Raw genomic sequence first — 14,612 nt, forward strand, 5'->3', positions numbered from 1 at the left:
ATGAATACAGAATCTCCACAGCTACAGGTGCAGTTGATCACGATTGACGAAGACCACCTCGACCAACGAATCGACAATTTTTTAATCACAGTGCTCAAGGGCGTTCCTAAGAGCATGATTTACCGTATCGTCCGTAAGGGCGAGGTACGGGTGAATAAAAAACGCATTAAGCCCGAGTACAAATTGCAAATCGGTGATGTGGTTCGCGTGCCGCCGGTCAGAATGGCTGAGCAGGACAATCGCACCGCGCCTTCAGCAAACTTGAGCAGAGTGTCACAGCTTGAAGACCGTATTTTGCATGAAGACAATCATCTGATTGTATTAAATAAACCTGCGGGGATTGCGGTGCATGGTGGCAGTGGCGTCGATTATGGTGTGATTGAAGCGCTACGGTCGTTACGTCCACAACAAAAGTTTTTAGAACTGGTTCACCGTCTCGATAAAGACACCTCGGGCGTGTTACTGGTGGCGAAAAAACGCAGTGCGCTTAAGCATATGCATGACCAACTGCGTTATAAAAAGATGCAAAAGGATTACTTGGCCTTAGTTAAAGGTGAGTGGTCGGCGCAGGATAAAGTGGTTAAGCAACCACTGTTAAAACTGACACTTAAGTCGGGCGAGCGTATCGTTCGAGTCAATGCCGAAGGTAAACCTTCTGAAACGCGTTTTAAAATTGTACAGCGTTATCAGGGTTGTACGCTTGTGCAGGCGAGCCCTGTAACAGGACGTACCCACCAAATTCGGGTGCATTGCCAATATATGGGACATCCCATCGCCTGTGATGAAAAATACAGCGAGCAGGCGTTCGATGACAGTATGCGCTCACTGGGTCTGACTCGACTGTTTTTACATGCGGCAGAGTTAATGTTTATTCATCCTGAAAACGATGAGGTGATGCGAGTCTCAGCGCCGCTTGATGATAATTTGCAACAACTGCTCGGCAAGTTAAAGCGCGCTTAGCGTTTTTTCTGCGCCTATTACCCATGGATAACTTGAGAGCGTGAAAGTGTCAGAGAGCCATTCAACCCAACGAAAATATGATTTAGTGATTTTTGATTGGGATGGCACGTTAATGGATTCCATCGGCAAGATTGTTGTTTGCATTGAGAATATGGCAAGGGCGCTGGCGTTACCCGTGCCTGCTGAGGCGGATATTCGCAATGTGATTGGCTTGTCGATGACGAAGGCGTTACAGGTGTTATTTCCCGCAGGTTTGACTTCAGGGCAGCCGATTAACGCAGCTGCGAGTGCAACACAAGAAAATGCTGCTCAAGCGCTTGTGGGCACCGATGATTGCTATATTAAGATGCGCGCCGAGTTCAAGACGCAGTATTTGCACCTTGATACCACGCCAACGCCGATTTTTAACCAAGCCCCCCAATTACTCGAATCATTATCAACTGCAGGGTACCAACTAGCCGTCGCGACGGGTAAGGCGAGAGCAGGTTTAGTGCGTGTATGGGAGCAATCCGACTTAGGTCACTATTTTATTGCTTCACGCTGCGCCGATGAGGCGCAGAGTAAACCCCATCCTGAAATGATCTTAAGTCTGCTGCAGGAGTTAGGTGTTCAGCCTGAACGAGCCTTGATGGTCGGAGACTCTTTGTTGGATTTGACCATGGCGGCGAATGCGGGGATTGACGCTGTGGGCGTGACTTACGGCGCCCATAATGAAGCAATGCTCCAGCAAGCCAATCCTATTGCCTTAATTGATTCCCCAGAAAAACTCTTGCTGCATTTATAGTGATGGACTCATTAGTGCAGATTAATGAGCACTGAAAACTTGCACCGTGAGTAATCCAAATGCTTTTTGAATCATCTGAGCAAGCGATATGGCCAAGTGTCATCTAGCTTGCCCATATTGAGTCGCACTTGCGTCATGTAACCTTAATAACCGCTTCACGCTAGTCGGCTAAGACATCGATTCCTTGAGTGAGCAGCATTTCAGTTAACAGTATTAAGGGCAGCCCAATCAGGGTGTTAGGATCTCGGCCTTCTAAGCGATTAAACAAGGCAATCCCTAATCCTTCACTCTTAAAGCTACCCGCACAATAAAAAGGTTGCTCTTTATCGACATAAGCGGCGATTTGCGCGGCCGTCAGCTGACGAAAATGCACGGTGAAAGGTTCGACCTGAGCTGTCACTTCTCCAGTCTTGGCATCATAGAGCGCAAGACCCGTATAAAAGGTGATTGCTTTGCCCGAGGCTTGGCTGAGCTGCTTGATCGCATTGTCTCGATTTAATGGCTTACCAATAATCTTGCCGTCAATCACGGCGACCTGATCTGAGCCTATAATGAATCCATGTGGAAAATGGCTTGCTCCTGCCTCAGCCTTGGCTTTTGCGAGTCGTAAGACTAAGTCTTGGGCGGACTCATTTGCCATGGGGCTTTCATCGATATCCGGATTGCAAGTTTCAAAGGCTAAGCCTAACTTTTGTAATAGTGCTTGTCGGTAAACAGAGGTGGAAGCGAGGATTAACTGGGGCGTCATCGGTAAAATCCATAAGAAAATCTGACTTATTGTCGCTAACCTAGCCGCTTGAATGCAAGCGAGTGGTGGCAGATAGCATGACTTTGGGGCGGTAATCGGGGATTCTTACGATGAGTGCGGCTATTTTAGACGGCTTACGCTTGTGCGCCGCCCCGTGCTTGGGTAAAATTTCGCTTCCGTTAATTTCAATGTTGGGGCTAGAGAATCACTTAAGTCGCAAACTGGGACTTAAGTTAGAAATTTTTCTTTGACTCTAGCGTTTTCAAACTATAATATGCGCGCCTTATGCAAACAGTAAAGATACCGGTTTCAATTGATCCTTTTCGCGCCGCCTCGAGCCGTTCTACCTATGAGGGGATAGTGCCTGGGCAGCAATTGAGAAGATTAAATGAGTTATGTGCCGGCGACTGTTCCGATGTGGCAGTGTCGATTGAATGTGGCGTAGATTTGCAGGGGATAGTCTACCTGAAAGGGAAGGCTGTGACGGAGCTCACTCTGGTTTGTCAACGTTGCATGACGCTATTTACCACTGAGGTTACGGTCGAGTTTTGCTTCGGTCCATGCCGGACTAAGGCAGAAATCGATGAGCTCCCGGATGCGTATGACCCAATTGAGTGCAATGAGATTGGCGAAGTACGTCTGCATCAATTGATCGAAGATGAATTGATAGTCGCTATGCCTATCATCCCGATGCATGAAGAAACTGATTGCAACATCGGGTCAATGGACATAGTTGTAGGCGAGATCGAACCCGCTCAAGAGGAGCGTCCAAATCCGTTTGCAGTGTTAGAAAAACTGAAGAGCAAGTAATCTAGGAGACAGGGCCAATGGCTGTACAACAGAATAAAAAATCTCGTTCTAAGCGCGGTATGCGCCGTTCACATGACGCACTGAGCACTGCTCAGCTGTCTGTTGACGCTACCAGCGGTGAAGTCCATATGCGTCACAACGTGACTGCTGATGGTTTCTATCGCGGTAAAAAGGTAATCAACAAGTAATTTGTTGGTTTCCTAATGACGAGTCTGACGCTCGCGTTAGATGCGATGGGTGGCGATCATGGCCCCCACGTCACGGTGCCTGCAGCCTTGCGGGCACTAAAATCTCACTCTTCCCTTAAAATCATTTTAGTCGGCGATAAGACTGAAATTGATGTCTATCTGCGTCAAGCAGAACAACCGTTACTCTCACGTATTGAAGTCATTCACACCGATGAAGTGGTGAGTATGTCCGATAGACCCGTGCACGCTTTACGTACCCGCAAGAATAGTTCGATGCGCTTATCGATTGAACTGGTGCGAGATGGACGCGCTGCGGCGTGTGTGAGTGCGGGTAATACTGGTGCCTTGATGGCCATGGCCAAGGTGCTATTGAAGACCTTGCCCGGTGTAGACAGACCCGCGTTGGTCAGTTGTTTACCCTCGGTCACGCAAAAGCCAGTTTATTTATTGGACTTAGGTGCCAATATCTCCTGCGATTCAGAAACGCTTTTCCAATTTGCCGTGATGGGCTCTGTGTTGTGCGAGGCGGTGGATAAAAAATCCCGCCCTAAAGTTGCACTCCTTAATGTGGGCACAGAAGAAATCAAAGGCAACGATCAGGTTCAACAGGCGGCGCAAATACTGCAAAACACCGATCAGATTAATTACACCGGCTTTATCGAAGGTGATGAAATCTATTCGGGCAATGTGGATGTGATCGTTTGTGATGGTTTTGTGGGTAACATCACGCTCAAAACCTCTGAAGGCATTGCCAAGTTATTGGTTCATCAGTTAAAACGTGGCCTAACCCAAGGTTTCTTCGTGCGTTTTTTGGCAAAACTCATCGCCCCACGCATTCAGGCGGTCCTCAGCCAGATGAACCCCGACCACTATAATGGTGCAAGTCTGATAGGATTGCGCGGCATAGTTGTAAAGAGCCATGGAAATGCGGATGAAACTGCCTATTTACAAGCAATTAGTTTGGCAGTGACTGAAGCGCAACGTCGACTCCCCGAAATGATAAAAGATCGTTTGGAGTCGATTCTTTTAGATATAAATAACTGATTCCTCCTTATGCATACAAAAATTCTCGGAACTGGTAGTTATCTGCCAGTGCAGGTGCGTAGCAATCAAGATTTGGAAAAAATGGTGGAAACCAGTGACCAATGGATTGTTGAACGTACAGGTATTTCAGAGCGTCGCATAGCGGCGCAAGACGAAACTGTCTCAACTATGGGCTATCAGGCGGCATTAAATGCGCTCGAGATGGCCGGCATAGAAGCATCAGAGTTAGATATGATCATTTGTGGCACCACCAGTGCGGCAAATGCGTTCCCTGCGGCGGCCTGCGAAATTCAAGCCATGCTCGGCGTACATACCATCCCAGCCTTTGATATTGCGGCGGCTTGTTCAGGTTTTGTGTATGCCTTATCCGTGGCGGACCAATTCGTTAAAAATGGTACCGCGAAAAAAGTCCTCGTGATTGGCGCAGACGTATTATCCCGTCTGTGTGAGCCAGAAGACCGCACTACTATTATCCTATTTGGTGATGGTGCAGGGGCGGCGGTTATCGGCGCTTCCGATGAGCCAGGGATTATTTCAACCCATATTTATGCCGATGGTCGTCAAGGTGACTTGCTTAAATGCGCCTTCCCACCTCGTCAGGGGGAAACTTCTGAAGCAGTTGGTTTTATGACCATGAAAGGCAATGACGTCTTTAAAGTGGCGGTGACTCAGTTATCCCATGTAGTCACTGAAACATTACGCCTGAATAATATCGACAAGTCGGAAATCGACTGGTTGGTTCCCCATCAGGCTAACTTCCGCATTATTAATGCTACGGCAAAAAAGCTAGACATGAGCTTAGATAAAGTGGTGTTAACCCTTGCCAAACACGGTAATACCTCGGCGGCGTCGGTACCGATTGCCTTAGACGAAGCCGTGCGTGATGGCCGGATCCAACGTGGTCAGCTATTGCTGCTCGAAGCCTTCGGTGCCGGTTTTGCGTGGGGCAGTGCGCTCGTCCGTTTTTAACCGTATCTGGATACGACTAAATTCCTAACTATCGTTATCTTGGTTTGCTGTCCAAGATAACGGTTTAGTGTTCAATAAATTAAGTTCGCCATAGGTAATTTGATATGGAAAATGTAGCTTTTGTATTCCCAGGCCAAGGTTCACAGGCCCTAGGCATGCTAGCCGAGCTGGCTGGTGCACAGCCGATTGTGGGACAAACCTTTGCCGAAGCGAGTGAGGTGTTAGGGTATGATCTGTGGGCTTTAGTGCAAGACGGCCCCGTTGAAACCTTAAATGAAACCGATAAAACTCAGCCTGCTTTATTAGCGGCAAGTGTGGCCATTTGGCGCGCCTATGTTGCTTCTGGCAAGGCCATGCCTGCGATGTTAGCGGGCCACAGCTTGGGTGAATATTCTGCATTAGTTTGTGCTGGTGTCATCGACTTTAAAGATGCGATCAAACTGGTTGAGCTACGTGGTCAACTGATGCAGCAAGCCGTGCCAGCGGGTACTGGCGCCATGTACGCGATTATCGGTCTGGATAATGACGGCATTGCTAATGCGTGTATTGAAGCTGCCCAAGGCGAAGTGGTGAGCCCTGTTAACTTCAACAGCCCTGGCCAAGTGGTTATCGCCGGTCAAAAAGAGGCGGTTGAACGTGCAGCTGCGGCCTGTAAAGCGGCGGGCGCCAAAATGGCGGTTGCCTTACCTGTCAGCGTGCCATCACACTGCGCATTAATGAAACCTGCCGCTGATAAATTAGCCCTTGCGTTGAACGATTTGCAGTTTAATACGCCAAGCATCACAGTTATCAATAACGTAGATGTGGCATCACCCACTGCGGTTGCCGACATTAAAGATGCGCTGGTTCGTCAACTTTATTGCCCAGTGCGCTGGAGCGAAACCGTTGAATTAATGGCCGAAAAAGGCATTACCCAGTTAGTTGAGTGTGGCCCAGGTAAAGTATTGACAGGCCTTGCAAAACGCATTAATAAATCTCTTTCTGCCCAAGCAGTTAATGACGTTGCATCCCTTGCCGCGTTAACTGAATAAGGAGTTTGTATGAGTATCAATCTGAGTTTAGCGGGCAAAGTTGCCTTAGTGACAGGCGCGAGCCGTGGTATTGGCCGCGCGATTGCCGAAACCTTAGTCGAAGCCGGTGCGATTGTGGTAGGAACTGCCACAAGTGAGAAGGGCGCCGCAGCAATTCAAGAATATCTGGGTGACAAAGGTTTTGGTTTAGTGCTTAATGTTACCGATAGTCAATCCGTCACCGATTTATTCGATTCGATCAAAGAAAAAGCGGGTGATGTTGATATTCTAGTCAACAACGCGGGTATCACCCGTGATAACTTGCTGATGCGAATGAAAGATGATGAATGGAACGATATCATCGATACCAACCTGACATCATTGTTCAGACTATCAAAACCTGTGATGCGTACCATGATGAAAAAGCGCTTCGGCCGGATCATCAATATTGGTTCAGTGGTAGGCACTATGGGCAATGCAGGTCAAGTTAACTACTCGGCTGCAAAGGCTGGTTTGATCGGATTTACAAAATCTCTTGCAAGAGAGGTTGCATCTCGTCAAATTACAGTTAATGCTATCGCTCCTGGATTTATCCAGACCGATATGACTGATGAGCTGACCGAAGATCAGCAAAAAGCTATCATGTCTCAGGTTCCGATGGAACGATTAGGGCAAGCGCAAGAGATTGCTAATGCCGTACTCTTCTTGGCGTCGGATTCTGCCGCTTATATCACAGGCGAGACCTTGCATGTGAATGGCGGAATGTACATGGTTTAAGGGCGGATGGCAGGGATACTGTCGCAACTGAGTAGTGATCTGTATCAATTGGTCGCTAAATTTCGTGGTTAGACCACGAAAACTAAGCTTGCATTGTCAGCCAAATCTAATAAACTACTCGCAATCTTACGCAAGTGCGTAATTTGAATAGGAAAGAAAACTAATGAGCAACATCGAAGAACGTGTAAAGAAAATCATTGTAGAGCAACTGGGCGTTAAAGAAGAAGACGTTAAACCAGCGGCATCTTTCGTTGACGATCTGGGTGCAGATTCTCTGGACACTGTTGAGTTGGTTATGGCTCTGGAAGAAGAGTTTGATACCGAGATCCCTGATGAAGAAGCTGAAAAGATCACTACTGTTCAAGCAGCGATCGATTACGTTTCTAAGAATCAGTAATTCTGAATTCTAGAGAACAGGCGGCAAATATGCCGCCTGTTTTTGTTTTAGCCCCGCCCAATTCTGCAATAGTGCCATTCAATCGTCTCTGGAAGCTGTGTTGCATTTGTCCATGAGATGCTCGCCGCAGATTGGCGAAGACTCTTTATGATAGAAACACCGTTATCTGTCATAACCTTATCTATTTAGCATTAAAAGGTGACTGCCGTGTCTAAACGTCGTGTAGTGGTAACCGGTTTAGGGTTAGTAACTCCCGTGGGTAATACTGTCGATACTACTTGGAAGGCGCTGCTTTCGGGTAAGAGTGGTATTGCACCTATAACCAAATTTGATGCCAGCGAATTCACCACTCGTTTCAGTGGTTCTGTAAAAGATTTTGATGTTGAGCAGTACTTAACCAAGAAAGACGCCCGTAAAATGGACCTCTTTATTCAGTATGGTATGGCTGCTGGCATCCAAGCTATCCAAGACTCAGGTCTGGATATGAGCAAAGTAAATCCTGGCCGTGTCGGTACTGCTATCGGTGCGGGCATGGGCGGTATGTGGTTAATCGAACAAAACCACAGCGCGCTATTAAGCGGTGGCCCCCGTAAGATTTCGCCTTTCTTCGTGCCAAGCACCATCATCAATATGATTGCTGGCCATTTATCGATTATGTACGGCATGACAGGCCCTAACTTTGCCGTTACGACTGCTTGTACAACTGGTGTGCACAACATCGGTTTTGCGGCGCGCACCATCGCCTATGGCGACGCCGACGTGATGGTTGCTGGCGGCGCCGAAGATGTCACTTGTCCATTAGGCGTGGGTGGTTTTGGTGCGGCCAAAGCGCTGTCGACCCGTAACGATGACCCAACCGCAGCCAGCCGTCCATGGGATAAAGACCGTGATGGTTTTGTCATCGGCGATGGCGCGGGTGTGATGGTGATGGAAGAATACGAGCACGCTAAGGCGCGCGGCGCGACCATTTACGGTGAACTCGTCGGCTTTGGTATGAGCGGTGATGCGTTCCACATGACATCGCCACCAAGCGATGGTGCGGGCGCTGCTGCGGCTATGGTCAATGCGGTGAATGATGCCAAGCTGCCATTTGAGAAAATTGGCTATATCAATGCCCACGGCACTTCAACCCCTGCGGGCGATAAAGCCGAAGCGGCCGCGGTGAAATCTGTGTTTGGCGATCATGCCTACAATCTGCTGGTCAGCTCGACTAAGTCTATGACGGGTCACTTGCTGGGCGCTGCGGGTGCAGTAGAAGCGATTTTCACCCTGCTTGCACTGCGCGATCAAGCTGTACCACCGACCATCAACTTGGATAATCCTGACGAAGGCTGTGATTTAGACTTCGTGGCGCACACCGCACGCGATGTGAAGTTAGAGTACGCTCTATGTAACTCCTTCGGATTTGGTGGCACTAACGGCTCATTGCTGTTCAAGAAAGTTTAAACAGCGGTTAGCTCGATAAGAAATGCGCCTATTGGCGCATTTTTTTATGCTCGAATTGTGCCGAGTATCACTTTCTAACGTGCTGATATCCAAATAGTTAACCTTTGTTCATCAAGCTTGTTTAATCCAGCTTGCCGCCGATAATGACAGGCATATACCGCTTAAAAGGAAGCTTGTCATGTTAAACCCTCTGGTGATCCCGCTTGTGCCAATCGTTGGCGCCGTAACCGCAAATTTGACCGAACTTATCCGTGGTGAATCTAAAGTTTGGCATCCCAATATGGATATCGGCATGAAGACCTTCACCTTTGCCATTGCCGCATATGTGCTGGTGTGGTTTGCGTTGTTGGTGACTGCCATCAGTGTCGGTGGCAGCAATCATATGTCATCGGGATTTGAAGTGATTGGGCTGTTTTTGGCGGGGTTGGGTATTTACACTTATGGTAAAGGCACTCGCTTTGTTAGCAGTCAATTACAGCTGTGGTTGTATCGCCTAGCATTACCAGGATTATTGCTCTCCTGCGGGCTGATAAGCTACTTTGGCTAAATCGGTTCTCTTCACAGGGACAATCGCATTTATCTTTACGCTATTGCGCATTTCTATCGTAAACTCAACTTATTGCAAAATCATTGAGCCACAGAGGCTGAATAAGTTGAGGTTATATGGCTGGTATCGATAGACAAATTACCCTGAGATTTTTGTCTGAGCCTGCGGATGTGAATTTTGGTGGTAAGGTTCACGGCGGCGCTGTGATGAAATGGATTGACCTTGCAGCCTATGCCTGCGCCGCAGGTTGGAGTGGTAAATATTGCATTACCGCCTATGCGGGGGGAATTCGATTTGTACAGCCGATCCTCGTGGGCAATATTGTCGAAGTCAGTGCCAAGGTGATTTATACTGGCAAGACCTCGATGCATATCGGTATTGATGTGCGGGCAGGGGATCCTAAGGTCTCTGAGCGCCATCTCACGACTCACTGTATCGTTATCATGGTGGCCGTGGATGAAAACGGACAACCGACACCTGTGCCTGAATGGGTTCCGCAGACTGAGCATGATATTCACCTGCGTGATTCTGCGCTGCGTTTAATGGAGATGCGCAAGAAAATTGGCGCCGAAATGGAAGCCCACGTGCAAAAGTGATTTAGGCTTGTGAAATAAAACCAAGGCGCCGGTGTGCGCCTTTGTTGTTTCTGTCGAACACTGCGTTTGCTGCCGAGGGCATTTTTACTCTGACGCTTGCCTAAGCGAGTGCTACACTGCCGCCAGCGTTTTGCTGCCGATTGACCCTGTAAGTTGAAACACTTGCTCGCATTTTTTTAGTTTAGGTCGGGTCTTTCTCGGAGTAACATAAGCGCGCGTTCTGCGTGTCGTTAGTCCATTTTGTCAATTCAGTATTGTCAATCTAGCGGTGTTAATGAACGCAGTAAAATGTGTGGTGTAAAACGTTTCACCTTGTTTATCAATCAAAGGAATTCCTCATGGCAAAAGTCGCATTTATTGGTTTAGGCGTAATGGGTTACCCCATGGCAAGACACTTACTCAACAAGGGCCATGAGGTTACTGTGTATAACCGCACTTTTGCCAAGGCACAAACTTGGGTTGAGAACTACGGCGGTCGTTGTTGCCCAACGCCCAAAGAGGCGGCTATCGGCCAAGAGATTGTGTTTACCTGCGTAGGCAACGATAACGACTTGCGTGAAGTGGTATTAGGCAATGATGGCGTGATCCATGGTATGGCTCAAGGTACTGTACTGATTGACCATACGACTGCTTCTGCCGATGTGGCCCGTGAATTACATAAAGTGCTGGCCGAAAAAGGCATCGATTTTCTCGATGCGCCTGTATCGGGGGGCCAAGCTGGCGCCGAAAATGGCGTGCTGACCGTGATGGTCGGGGGCGATCAAGCCGTGTTCGAGCGTGTTAAGCCCGTTATGGAGGCGTTTGCGCGCTGCGCCGAGCGTTTAGGTGAGGTAGGAGCAGGTCAACTCACTAAGATGGTTAACCAAATTTGTATCGCAGGTGTGGTACAAGGCCTTGCCGAAGCCCTGCAATTTGCCCGTAAGGCAGGTCTTGACGGTGAAAAAGTGGTTGAAGTGATCAGTAAAGGCGCGGCGCAAAGCTGGCAGATGGAAAATCGCTACAAAACCATGTGGGGCCAAAGCTATGATTTTGGTTTTGCCGTCGATTGGATGCGTAAGGATTTAGGCATTGCCCTAGAAGAAGCTCGCCGCAATGGCTCGCACTTACCCTTAACCGCATTAGTGGATCAGTTTTATTCTGAAGTTCAAGCCATGGGCGGTAATCGTTGGGACACCTCAAGCTTGTTAGCGCGTTTTGAGAAAAACACTAAGTAGGCGGTGATTGCCAAACTGATGGCCATCGTGAATTTGATGGCATTAAAAAGCCCAGTCATGCACTGGGCTTTTTACATTGATGGGATATCGACAAAGACGGATTAGTCTGCCCAACGAATATGGGTTACTAAACTGTGACTCTCGCCGGGAGCCAGCGTTAATTTATCTTCAAGCACATTGGCGGCTTCTAAACACACCATGGTCAGATAGTCATCGTCATTAAAGCGGGCAAGGCGAGTCGATTTTTCAATCCAAGGGTTCCACAGCACGGCAGAGCGGCTATTTTCGCGGCTCACCTCAATCACACCTTGGGGCGTATGTAAGTGTTGTACTGGGCCTAGGTTGGTGTAAACGCGGTCGGTTTCTCGGTCGAATAGCACGTCGTCCGTCGTTTGTGGGTAAGGCCCTTCGGCAAACTCAATATATTGAGCACCGCTAAAACCAGTCGCTTTAAGCTGGTGGATATCTTCAATTGGAAAATAGCTGTGTAGTGCTTGGGTGAGCGTAACGGGCACATCGCCGAGGTTAGTGTTAACTAAGCTGATACTCAAGGTTTCACCTAAGGTAAAGAGGACGTTGACTTGGGTATGGTGCGGCCAAAAGATTTTATCTTCTTCGCCGATCGTTAAGCTGAAACGTAAATCCACCAATTGATTACGCATCTCAACTGACTCGAGTGTCCAAATTCGGGTACGGGCAAAACCATGTTGTGGAAAATTAGCTTGATTGCTCATGCCAAACCAAGGCCAGCAGACGGGCACGCCACCACGGATCCCATTACCGGGTTGATAGTCATCCGCCGAAGACACCCATAACAAGGGCGGCTTACCTACGGGTTGAAAATGATCGATTTGCGCGCCCTGTAAAAAAATCCTTGCTTGGCATAACGCAGTGTTCACTTCGACATAATCGAGCCCATTTGCGTGTTTTTTGGTGGTAACAGAACCCATAGTAACAATATCCTCAACCTGATGACGTATCAGCAATACAGACACTTAGCTTACAAACTTTTGCACTTGAGCATAAGCCTTTGTTGCGATCAATTTACGGTTTCGCTGTTCGATTGTGTAAACAAAAGTCATTGTGCCAAGGTCCAGATGCTTCCTTTTTCAACAGATTTAGCTAAAGTGGTCAGAGCACTTAGTTCATTGCCATAAAACAAGAAAGGGAAGCGATTATGCCAGTCTATCAAGCACCACTACGTGACTATCAATTTATCCTCGATGAAATGTTGCATATTTATCAGCAAGATGCTCTTAAAGGCTTCGATGAAATCGACCCTGATCTGGTCGATGCCATCCTACAAGGTATGGCGGATTTTAGTACTGAGGTGATGTTGCCGTTAAATAGCGTAGGGGACGTGCAGGGCTGCAAACTCGTGGATGGCAAAGTGGTTACCCCCGAAGGTTTTGCCGACGCCTATCAGCAGTTTGTCGACAATGGCTGGCCAACACTGACCTGCGATCCCGCCTATGGCGGCCAAGGGTTACCCGAAGTGGTCGGTATTTTCGCCACCGAGATGCAAACCTCGACCAACATGGCCTTTGCCATGTATCCCGGCCTTACCCATGGCGCCTATGCGGCCATTCATGCCCACGGCAGTGAGGCGCTGAAACAAAAGTATTTAGCCAAATTAGTGAGTGGTGAATGGACTGGCACCATGAACCTAACCGAATCCCATGCAGGAACTGACTTAGCACTGCTGCGTACTAAGGCCGTTCCCGCGGCGGACGGCTACTTTGCCATCACTGGCGAGAAGATTTTTATCTCCTCGGGCGACCATCAATTTACCGATAACATAGTGCACTTGGTGCTAGCTCGCTTACCCGATGCCCCCGAAGGTGTGAAGGGGATTTCGCTGTTTTCCGTGCCCAAAGTGTTGGTGAACAGTGATGGCAGTTTAGGTGAGGCGAACAGCCTCTATGCCAGCGGCCTCGAGCACAAAATGGGGATCCATGGTAATTCAACCTGCGTGATGGTATTCGAGGGGGCACTCGGTGAGTTAGTCGGCGAACCCCATCAAGGGCTGCGCGCCATGTTTACCATGATGAACCAAGCACGCCTTGGTGTCGGGATGCAGGGATTAGGCGTGTCCGAAATCGCCTATCAAAATGCCTTGGCCTACGCCAAAGACAGATTGCAGAGCCGCGCCATCAGTGGGGCTAAAGCGCCCGAAAAAGCCGCCGATCCGATTTTGGTTCACGGTGATGTGCGTCGAATGTTGTTATCGCAAAAAGCCTTTAATGAAGGTGCTCGGGCACTCGTTGGTCAGCAGGCGCTGTGGCTCGATGAGGCAGAGCGCCATAGCGATCCTGCCAAGGCTAAAGTGGCCGCCCAGTTAGCGGCGTTATTTACACCTGTGGTGAAAGGCTTTATCACAAATCGTGGCTTTAATGCCTGTGTGGATGCCCAGCAAGTGTTTGGCGGCCATGGCTATATCCACGAGTGGGGTATGGAGCAGTTTGTGCGTGATAGCCGCATCGCTTTGATTTATGAAGGCACTAATGGCATTCAGGCGCTCGATTTAGTTGGGCGTAAGCTGCTGAGCGATCGCGGCGCTGCCATGCAGCAATGGTCTGCGTTAGTGACTGAGTTTATTCAATCACAGGGCAAAGATCCGCAAATGCAGCCCTATATCAGCGGGCTAATGGATTGCGCCACCGATTTACAAAAGGCGAGCGGTTATTTAGCGACCCATGCAGCCAGCAATCCCGACATTATTGGCGCGGCATCGATGGCGTATCTCGAGTTATTTGGCATTACTGCCCTTGCCTGGATGTGGGCGCGTATGGCGAAGATTGCCCTGACAGCGCTCGAAAATGGCACGCAAGATGCCGACTTTTACCAAGCTAAACTGAAAACGGCGGACTTTTATATGGCGTATTGGGCCGTGCAGAGCCGCAGTCTGCGTAAACAGTTGGAGCAGGCGAGTGAGATGTTAACCACGCTCGATGAGGCGATTTTTTAAGTTTACCTTCAAAGTGTTACAACTAGTCAAAGCCAGCAGCGTGATGCTGGCTTTTTTATTAAGATGGCTTTCATTCAGCGCCATTCAGTAAGAGCGATGCACTAAGATCCAGATACTAAGAACTATGCACTAAGAGCCATGCAGCTATATCCAT

At 48.6% G+C, this 14,612-nt stretch carries 16 protein-coding genes; 14 read left to right on the top strand and 2 right to left on the bottom strand.

Translation table 11 applies throughout. The features are described 5' to 3' along the window. Both rluC and B5P39_RS10755 read left to right on the top strand, forming a co-directional pair. Window positions 1-960: a 23S rRNA pseudouridine(955/2504/2580) synthase RluC gene (rluC, locus tag B5P39_RS10750; RefSeq protein ID WP_088211697.1), complete on the top strand. Its 960-nt coding sequence runs from the start codon at window positions 1-3 to the stop codon at window positions 958-960. A 112-nt stretch (window positions 961-1,072) separates the two neighbouring features. Further along, entirely contained in the window at window positions 1,073-1,744 is a 672-nt protein-coding gene (locus B5P39_RS10755; protein ID WP_408733581.1) for an HAD-IA family hydrolase, read from the top strand. Window positions 1,745-1,904: 160 nt separating this feature from the next. Here the strand turns inward: B5P39_RS10755 and B5P39_RS10760 are convergent, their stop codons facing one another. Continuing rightward, window positions 1,905-2,492, bottom strand: coding sequence for a Maf family protein (locus B5P39_RS10760; RefSeq protein WP_088211521.1), 588 nt, complete (start codon window positions 2,490-2,492; stop codon window positions 1,905-1,907). 285 nt (window positions 2,493-2,777) lie between these two features. Here B5P39_RS10760 and yceD point away from each other — a divergent pair, with 285 nt between their 5' ends. The 11 genes from yceD (at window position 2,778) to B5P39_RS10815 (ending at window position 11,490) form a co-directional block, all read left to right on the top strand. Continuing rightward, window positions 2,778-3,302 (top strand): 23S rRNA accumulation protein YceD, encoded by a 525-nt coding sequence (gene yceD, locus B5P39_RS10765; protein ID WP_023267847.1) that lies wholly within the window; start codon window positions 2,778-2,780, stop codon window positions 3,300-3,302. A 17-nt stretch (window positions 3,303-3,319) separates the two neighbouring features. Next, entirely contained in the window at window positions 3,320-3,490 is a 171-nt protein-coding gene (gene rpmF, locus B5P39_RS10770) for a 50S ribosomal protein L32 (RefSeq protein ID WP_011072715.1), read from the top strand. A gap of 15 nt (window positions 3,491-3,505) precedes the next feature. Then, on the top strand, window positions 3,506-4,534 hold the full coding sequence (gene plsX / locus B5P39_RS10775) for a phosphate acyltransferase PlsX (RefSeq protein WP_023267848.1): 1,029 nt from the start codon (window positions 3,506-3,508) through the stop codon (window positions 4,532-4,534). Between the two features lie 9 nt (window positions 4,535-4,543). Continuing rightward, window positions 4,544-5,503, top strand: a complete 960-nt coding sequence (locus B5P39_RS10780; protein WP_086902619.1) for a beta-ketoacyl-ACP synthase III — start codon at window positions 4,544-4,546, stop codon at window positions 5,501-5,503. A 104-nt stretch (window positions 5,504-5,607) separates the two neighbouring features. Then, entirely contained in the window at window positions 5,608-6,534 is a 927-nt protein-coding gene (gene fabD, locus B5P39_RS10785; protein WP_088211522.1) for an ACP S-malonyltransferase, read from the top strand. Between the two features lie 9 nt (window positions 6,535-6,543). Beyond that, on the top strand, window positions 6,544-7,290 hold the full coding sequence (fabG, locus tag B5P39_RS10790; protein WP_011623152.1) for a 3-oxoacyl-ACP reductase FabG: 747 nt from the start codon (window positions 6,544-6,546) through the stop codon (window positions 7,288-7,290). A gap of 163 nt (window positions 7,291-7,453) precedes the next feature. Continuing rightward, complete coding sequence (gene acpP, locus B5P39_RS10795) at window positions 7,454-7,687, top strand: acyl carrier protein (protein WP_006081231.1); 234 nt, start codon at window positions 7,454-7,456, stop codon at window positions 7,685-7,687. Between the two features lie 207 nt (window positions 7,688-7,894). Beyond that, window positions 7,895-9,133 (top strand): beta-ketoacyl-ACP synthase II, encoded by a 1,239-nt coding sequence (fabF, locus tag B5P39_RS10800; protein WP_039978489.1) that lies wholly within the window; start codon window positions 7,895-7,897, stop codon window positions 9,131-9,133. 178 nt (window positions 9,134-9,311) lie between these two features. Next, window positions 9,312-9,680, top strand: a complete 369-nt coding sequence (locus B5P39_RS10805) for a hypothetical protein (RefSeq protein WP_039978490.1) — start codon at window positions 9,312-9,314, stop codon at window positions 9,678-9,680. Between the two features lie 116 nt (window positions 9,681-9,796). After that, on the top strand, window positions 9,797-10,276 hold the full coding sequence (locus B5P39_RS10810; protein ID WP_011623149.1) for an acyl-CoA thioesterase: 480 nt from the start codon (window positions 9,797-9,799) through the stop codon (window positions 10,274-10,276). Between the two features lie 338 nt (window positions 10,277-10,614). After that, complete coding sequence (locus B5P39_RS10815; protein WP_088211523.1) at window positions 10,615-11,490, top strand: NAD(P)-dependent oxidoreductase; 876 nt, start codon at window positions 10,615-10,617, stop codon at window positions 11,488-11,490. Window positions 11,491-11,591: 101 nt separating this feature from the next. Here the strand turns inward: B5P39_RS10815 and B5P39_RS10820 are convergent, their stop codons facing one another. Next, window positions 11,592-12,440, bottom strand: a complete 849-nt coding sequence (locus tag B5P39_RS10820) for a D-hexose-6-phosphate mutarotase (protein WP_088211524.1) — start codon at window positions 12,438-12,440, stop codon at window positions 11,592-11,594. 227 nt (window positions 12,441-12,667) lie between these two features. Here B5P39_RS10820 and B5P39_RS10825 point away from each other — a divergent pair, with 227 nt between their 5' ends. Continuing rightward, window positions 12,668-14,458 (top strand): acyl-CoA dehydrogenase C-terminal domain-containing protein, encoded by a 1,791-nt coding sequence (locus B5P39_RS10825; RefSeq protein WP_088211525.1) that lies wholly within the window; start codon window positions 12,668-12,670, stop codon window positions 14,456-14,458. The last annotated feature ends 154 nt before the right edge of the window (window positions 14,459-14,612 follow it).

This window comes from Shewanella sp. Shew256 (assembly GCF_002196695.1).
GTDB lineage: Bacteria > Pseudomonadota > Gammaproteobacteria > Enterobacterales > Shewanellaceae > Shewanella > Shewanella mangrovisoli.

Bases quoted from the DNA above. Each gene is read 5' to 3' on its own strand.
- rluC (WP_088211697.1), top strand. From the start codon at position 1: ATGAATACAGAATCTCCACAGCTACAGGTGCAGTTGATCACGATTGAC.
- B5P39_RS10755 (WP_408733581.1), top strand. From the start codon at position 1,073: ATGGATTCCATCGGCAAGATTGTTGTTTGCATTGAGAATATGGCAAGG.
- B5P39_RS10760 (WP_088211521.1), bottom strand. From the start codon at position 2,492: ATGACGCCCCAGTTAATCCTCGCTTCCACCTCTGTTTACCGACAAGCA.
- yceD (WP_023267847.1), top strand. From the start codon at position 2,778: ATGCAAACAGTAAAGATACCGGTTTCAATTGATCCTTTTCGCGCCGCC.
- rpmF (WP_011072715.1), top strand. From the start codon at position 3,320: ATGGCTGTACAACAGAATAAAAAATCTCGTTCTAAGCGCGGTATGCGC.
- plsX (WP_023267848.1), top strand. From the start codon at position 3,506: ATGACGAGTCTGACGCTCGCGTTAGATGCGATGGGTGGCGATCATGGC.
- B5P39_RS10780 (WP_086902619.1), top strand. From the start codon at position 4,544: ATGCATACAAAAATTCTCGGAACTGGTAGTTATCTGCCAGTGCAGGTG.
- fabD (WP_088211522.1), top strand. From the start codon at position 5,608: ATGGAAAATGTAGCTTTTGTATTCCCAGGCCAAGGTTCACAGGCCCTA.
- fabG (WP_011623152.1), top strand. From the start codon at position 6,544: ATGAGTATCAATCTGAGTTTAGCGGGCAAAGTTGCCTTAGTGACAGGC.
- acpP (WP_006081231.1), top strand. From the start codon at position 7,454: ATGAGCAACATCGAAGAACGTGTAAAGAAAATCATTGTAGAGCAACTG.
- B5P39_RS10805 (WP_039978490.1), top strand. From the start codon at position 9,312: ATGTTAAACCCTCTGGTGATCCCGCTTGTGCCAATCGTTGGCGCCGTA.
- B5P39_RS10810 (WP_011623149.1), top strand. From the start codon at position 9,797: ATGGCTGGTATCGATAGACAAATTACCCTGAGATTTTTGTCTGAGCCT.
- B5P39_RS10815 (WP_088211523.1), top strand. From the start codon at position 10,615: ATGGCAAAAGTCGCATTTATTGGTTTAGGCGTAATGGGTTACCCCATG.
- B5P39_RS10820 (WP_088211524.1), bottom strand. From the start codon at position 12,440: ATGGGTTCTGTTACCACCAAAAAACACGCAAATGGGCTCGATTATGTC.
- B5P39_RS10825 (WP_088211525.1), top strand. From the start codon at position 12,668: ATGCCAGTCTATCAAGCACCACTACGTGACTATCAATTTATCCTCGAT.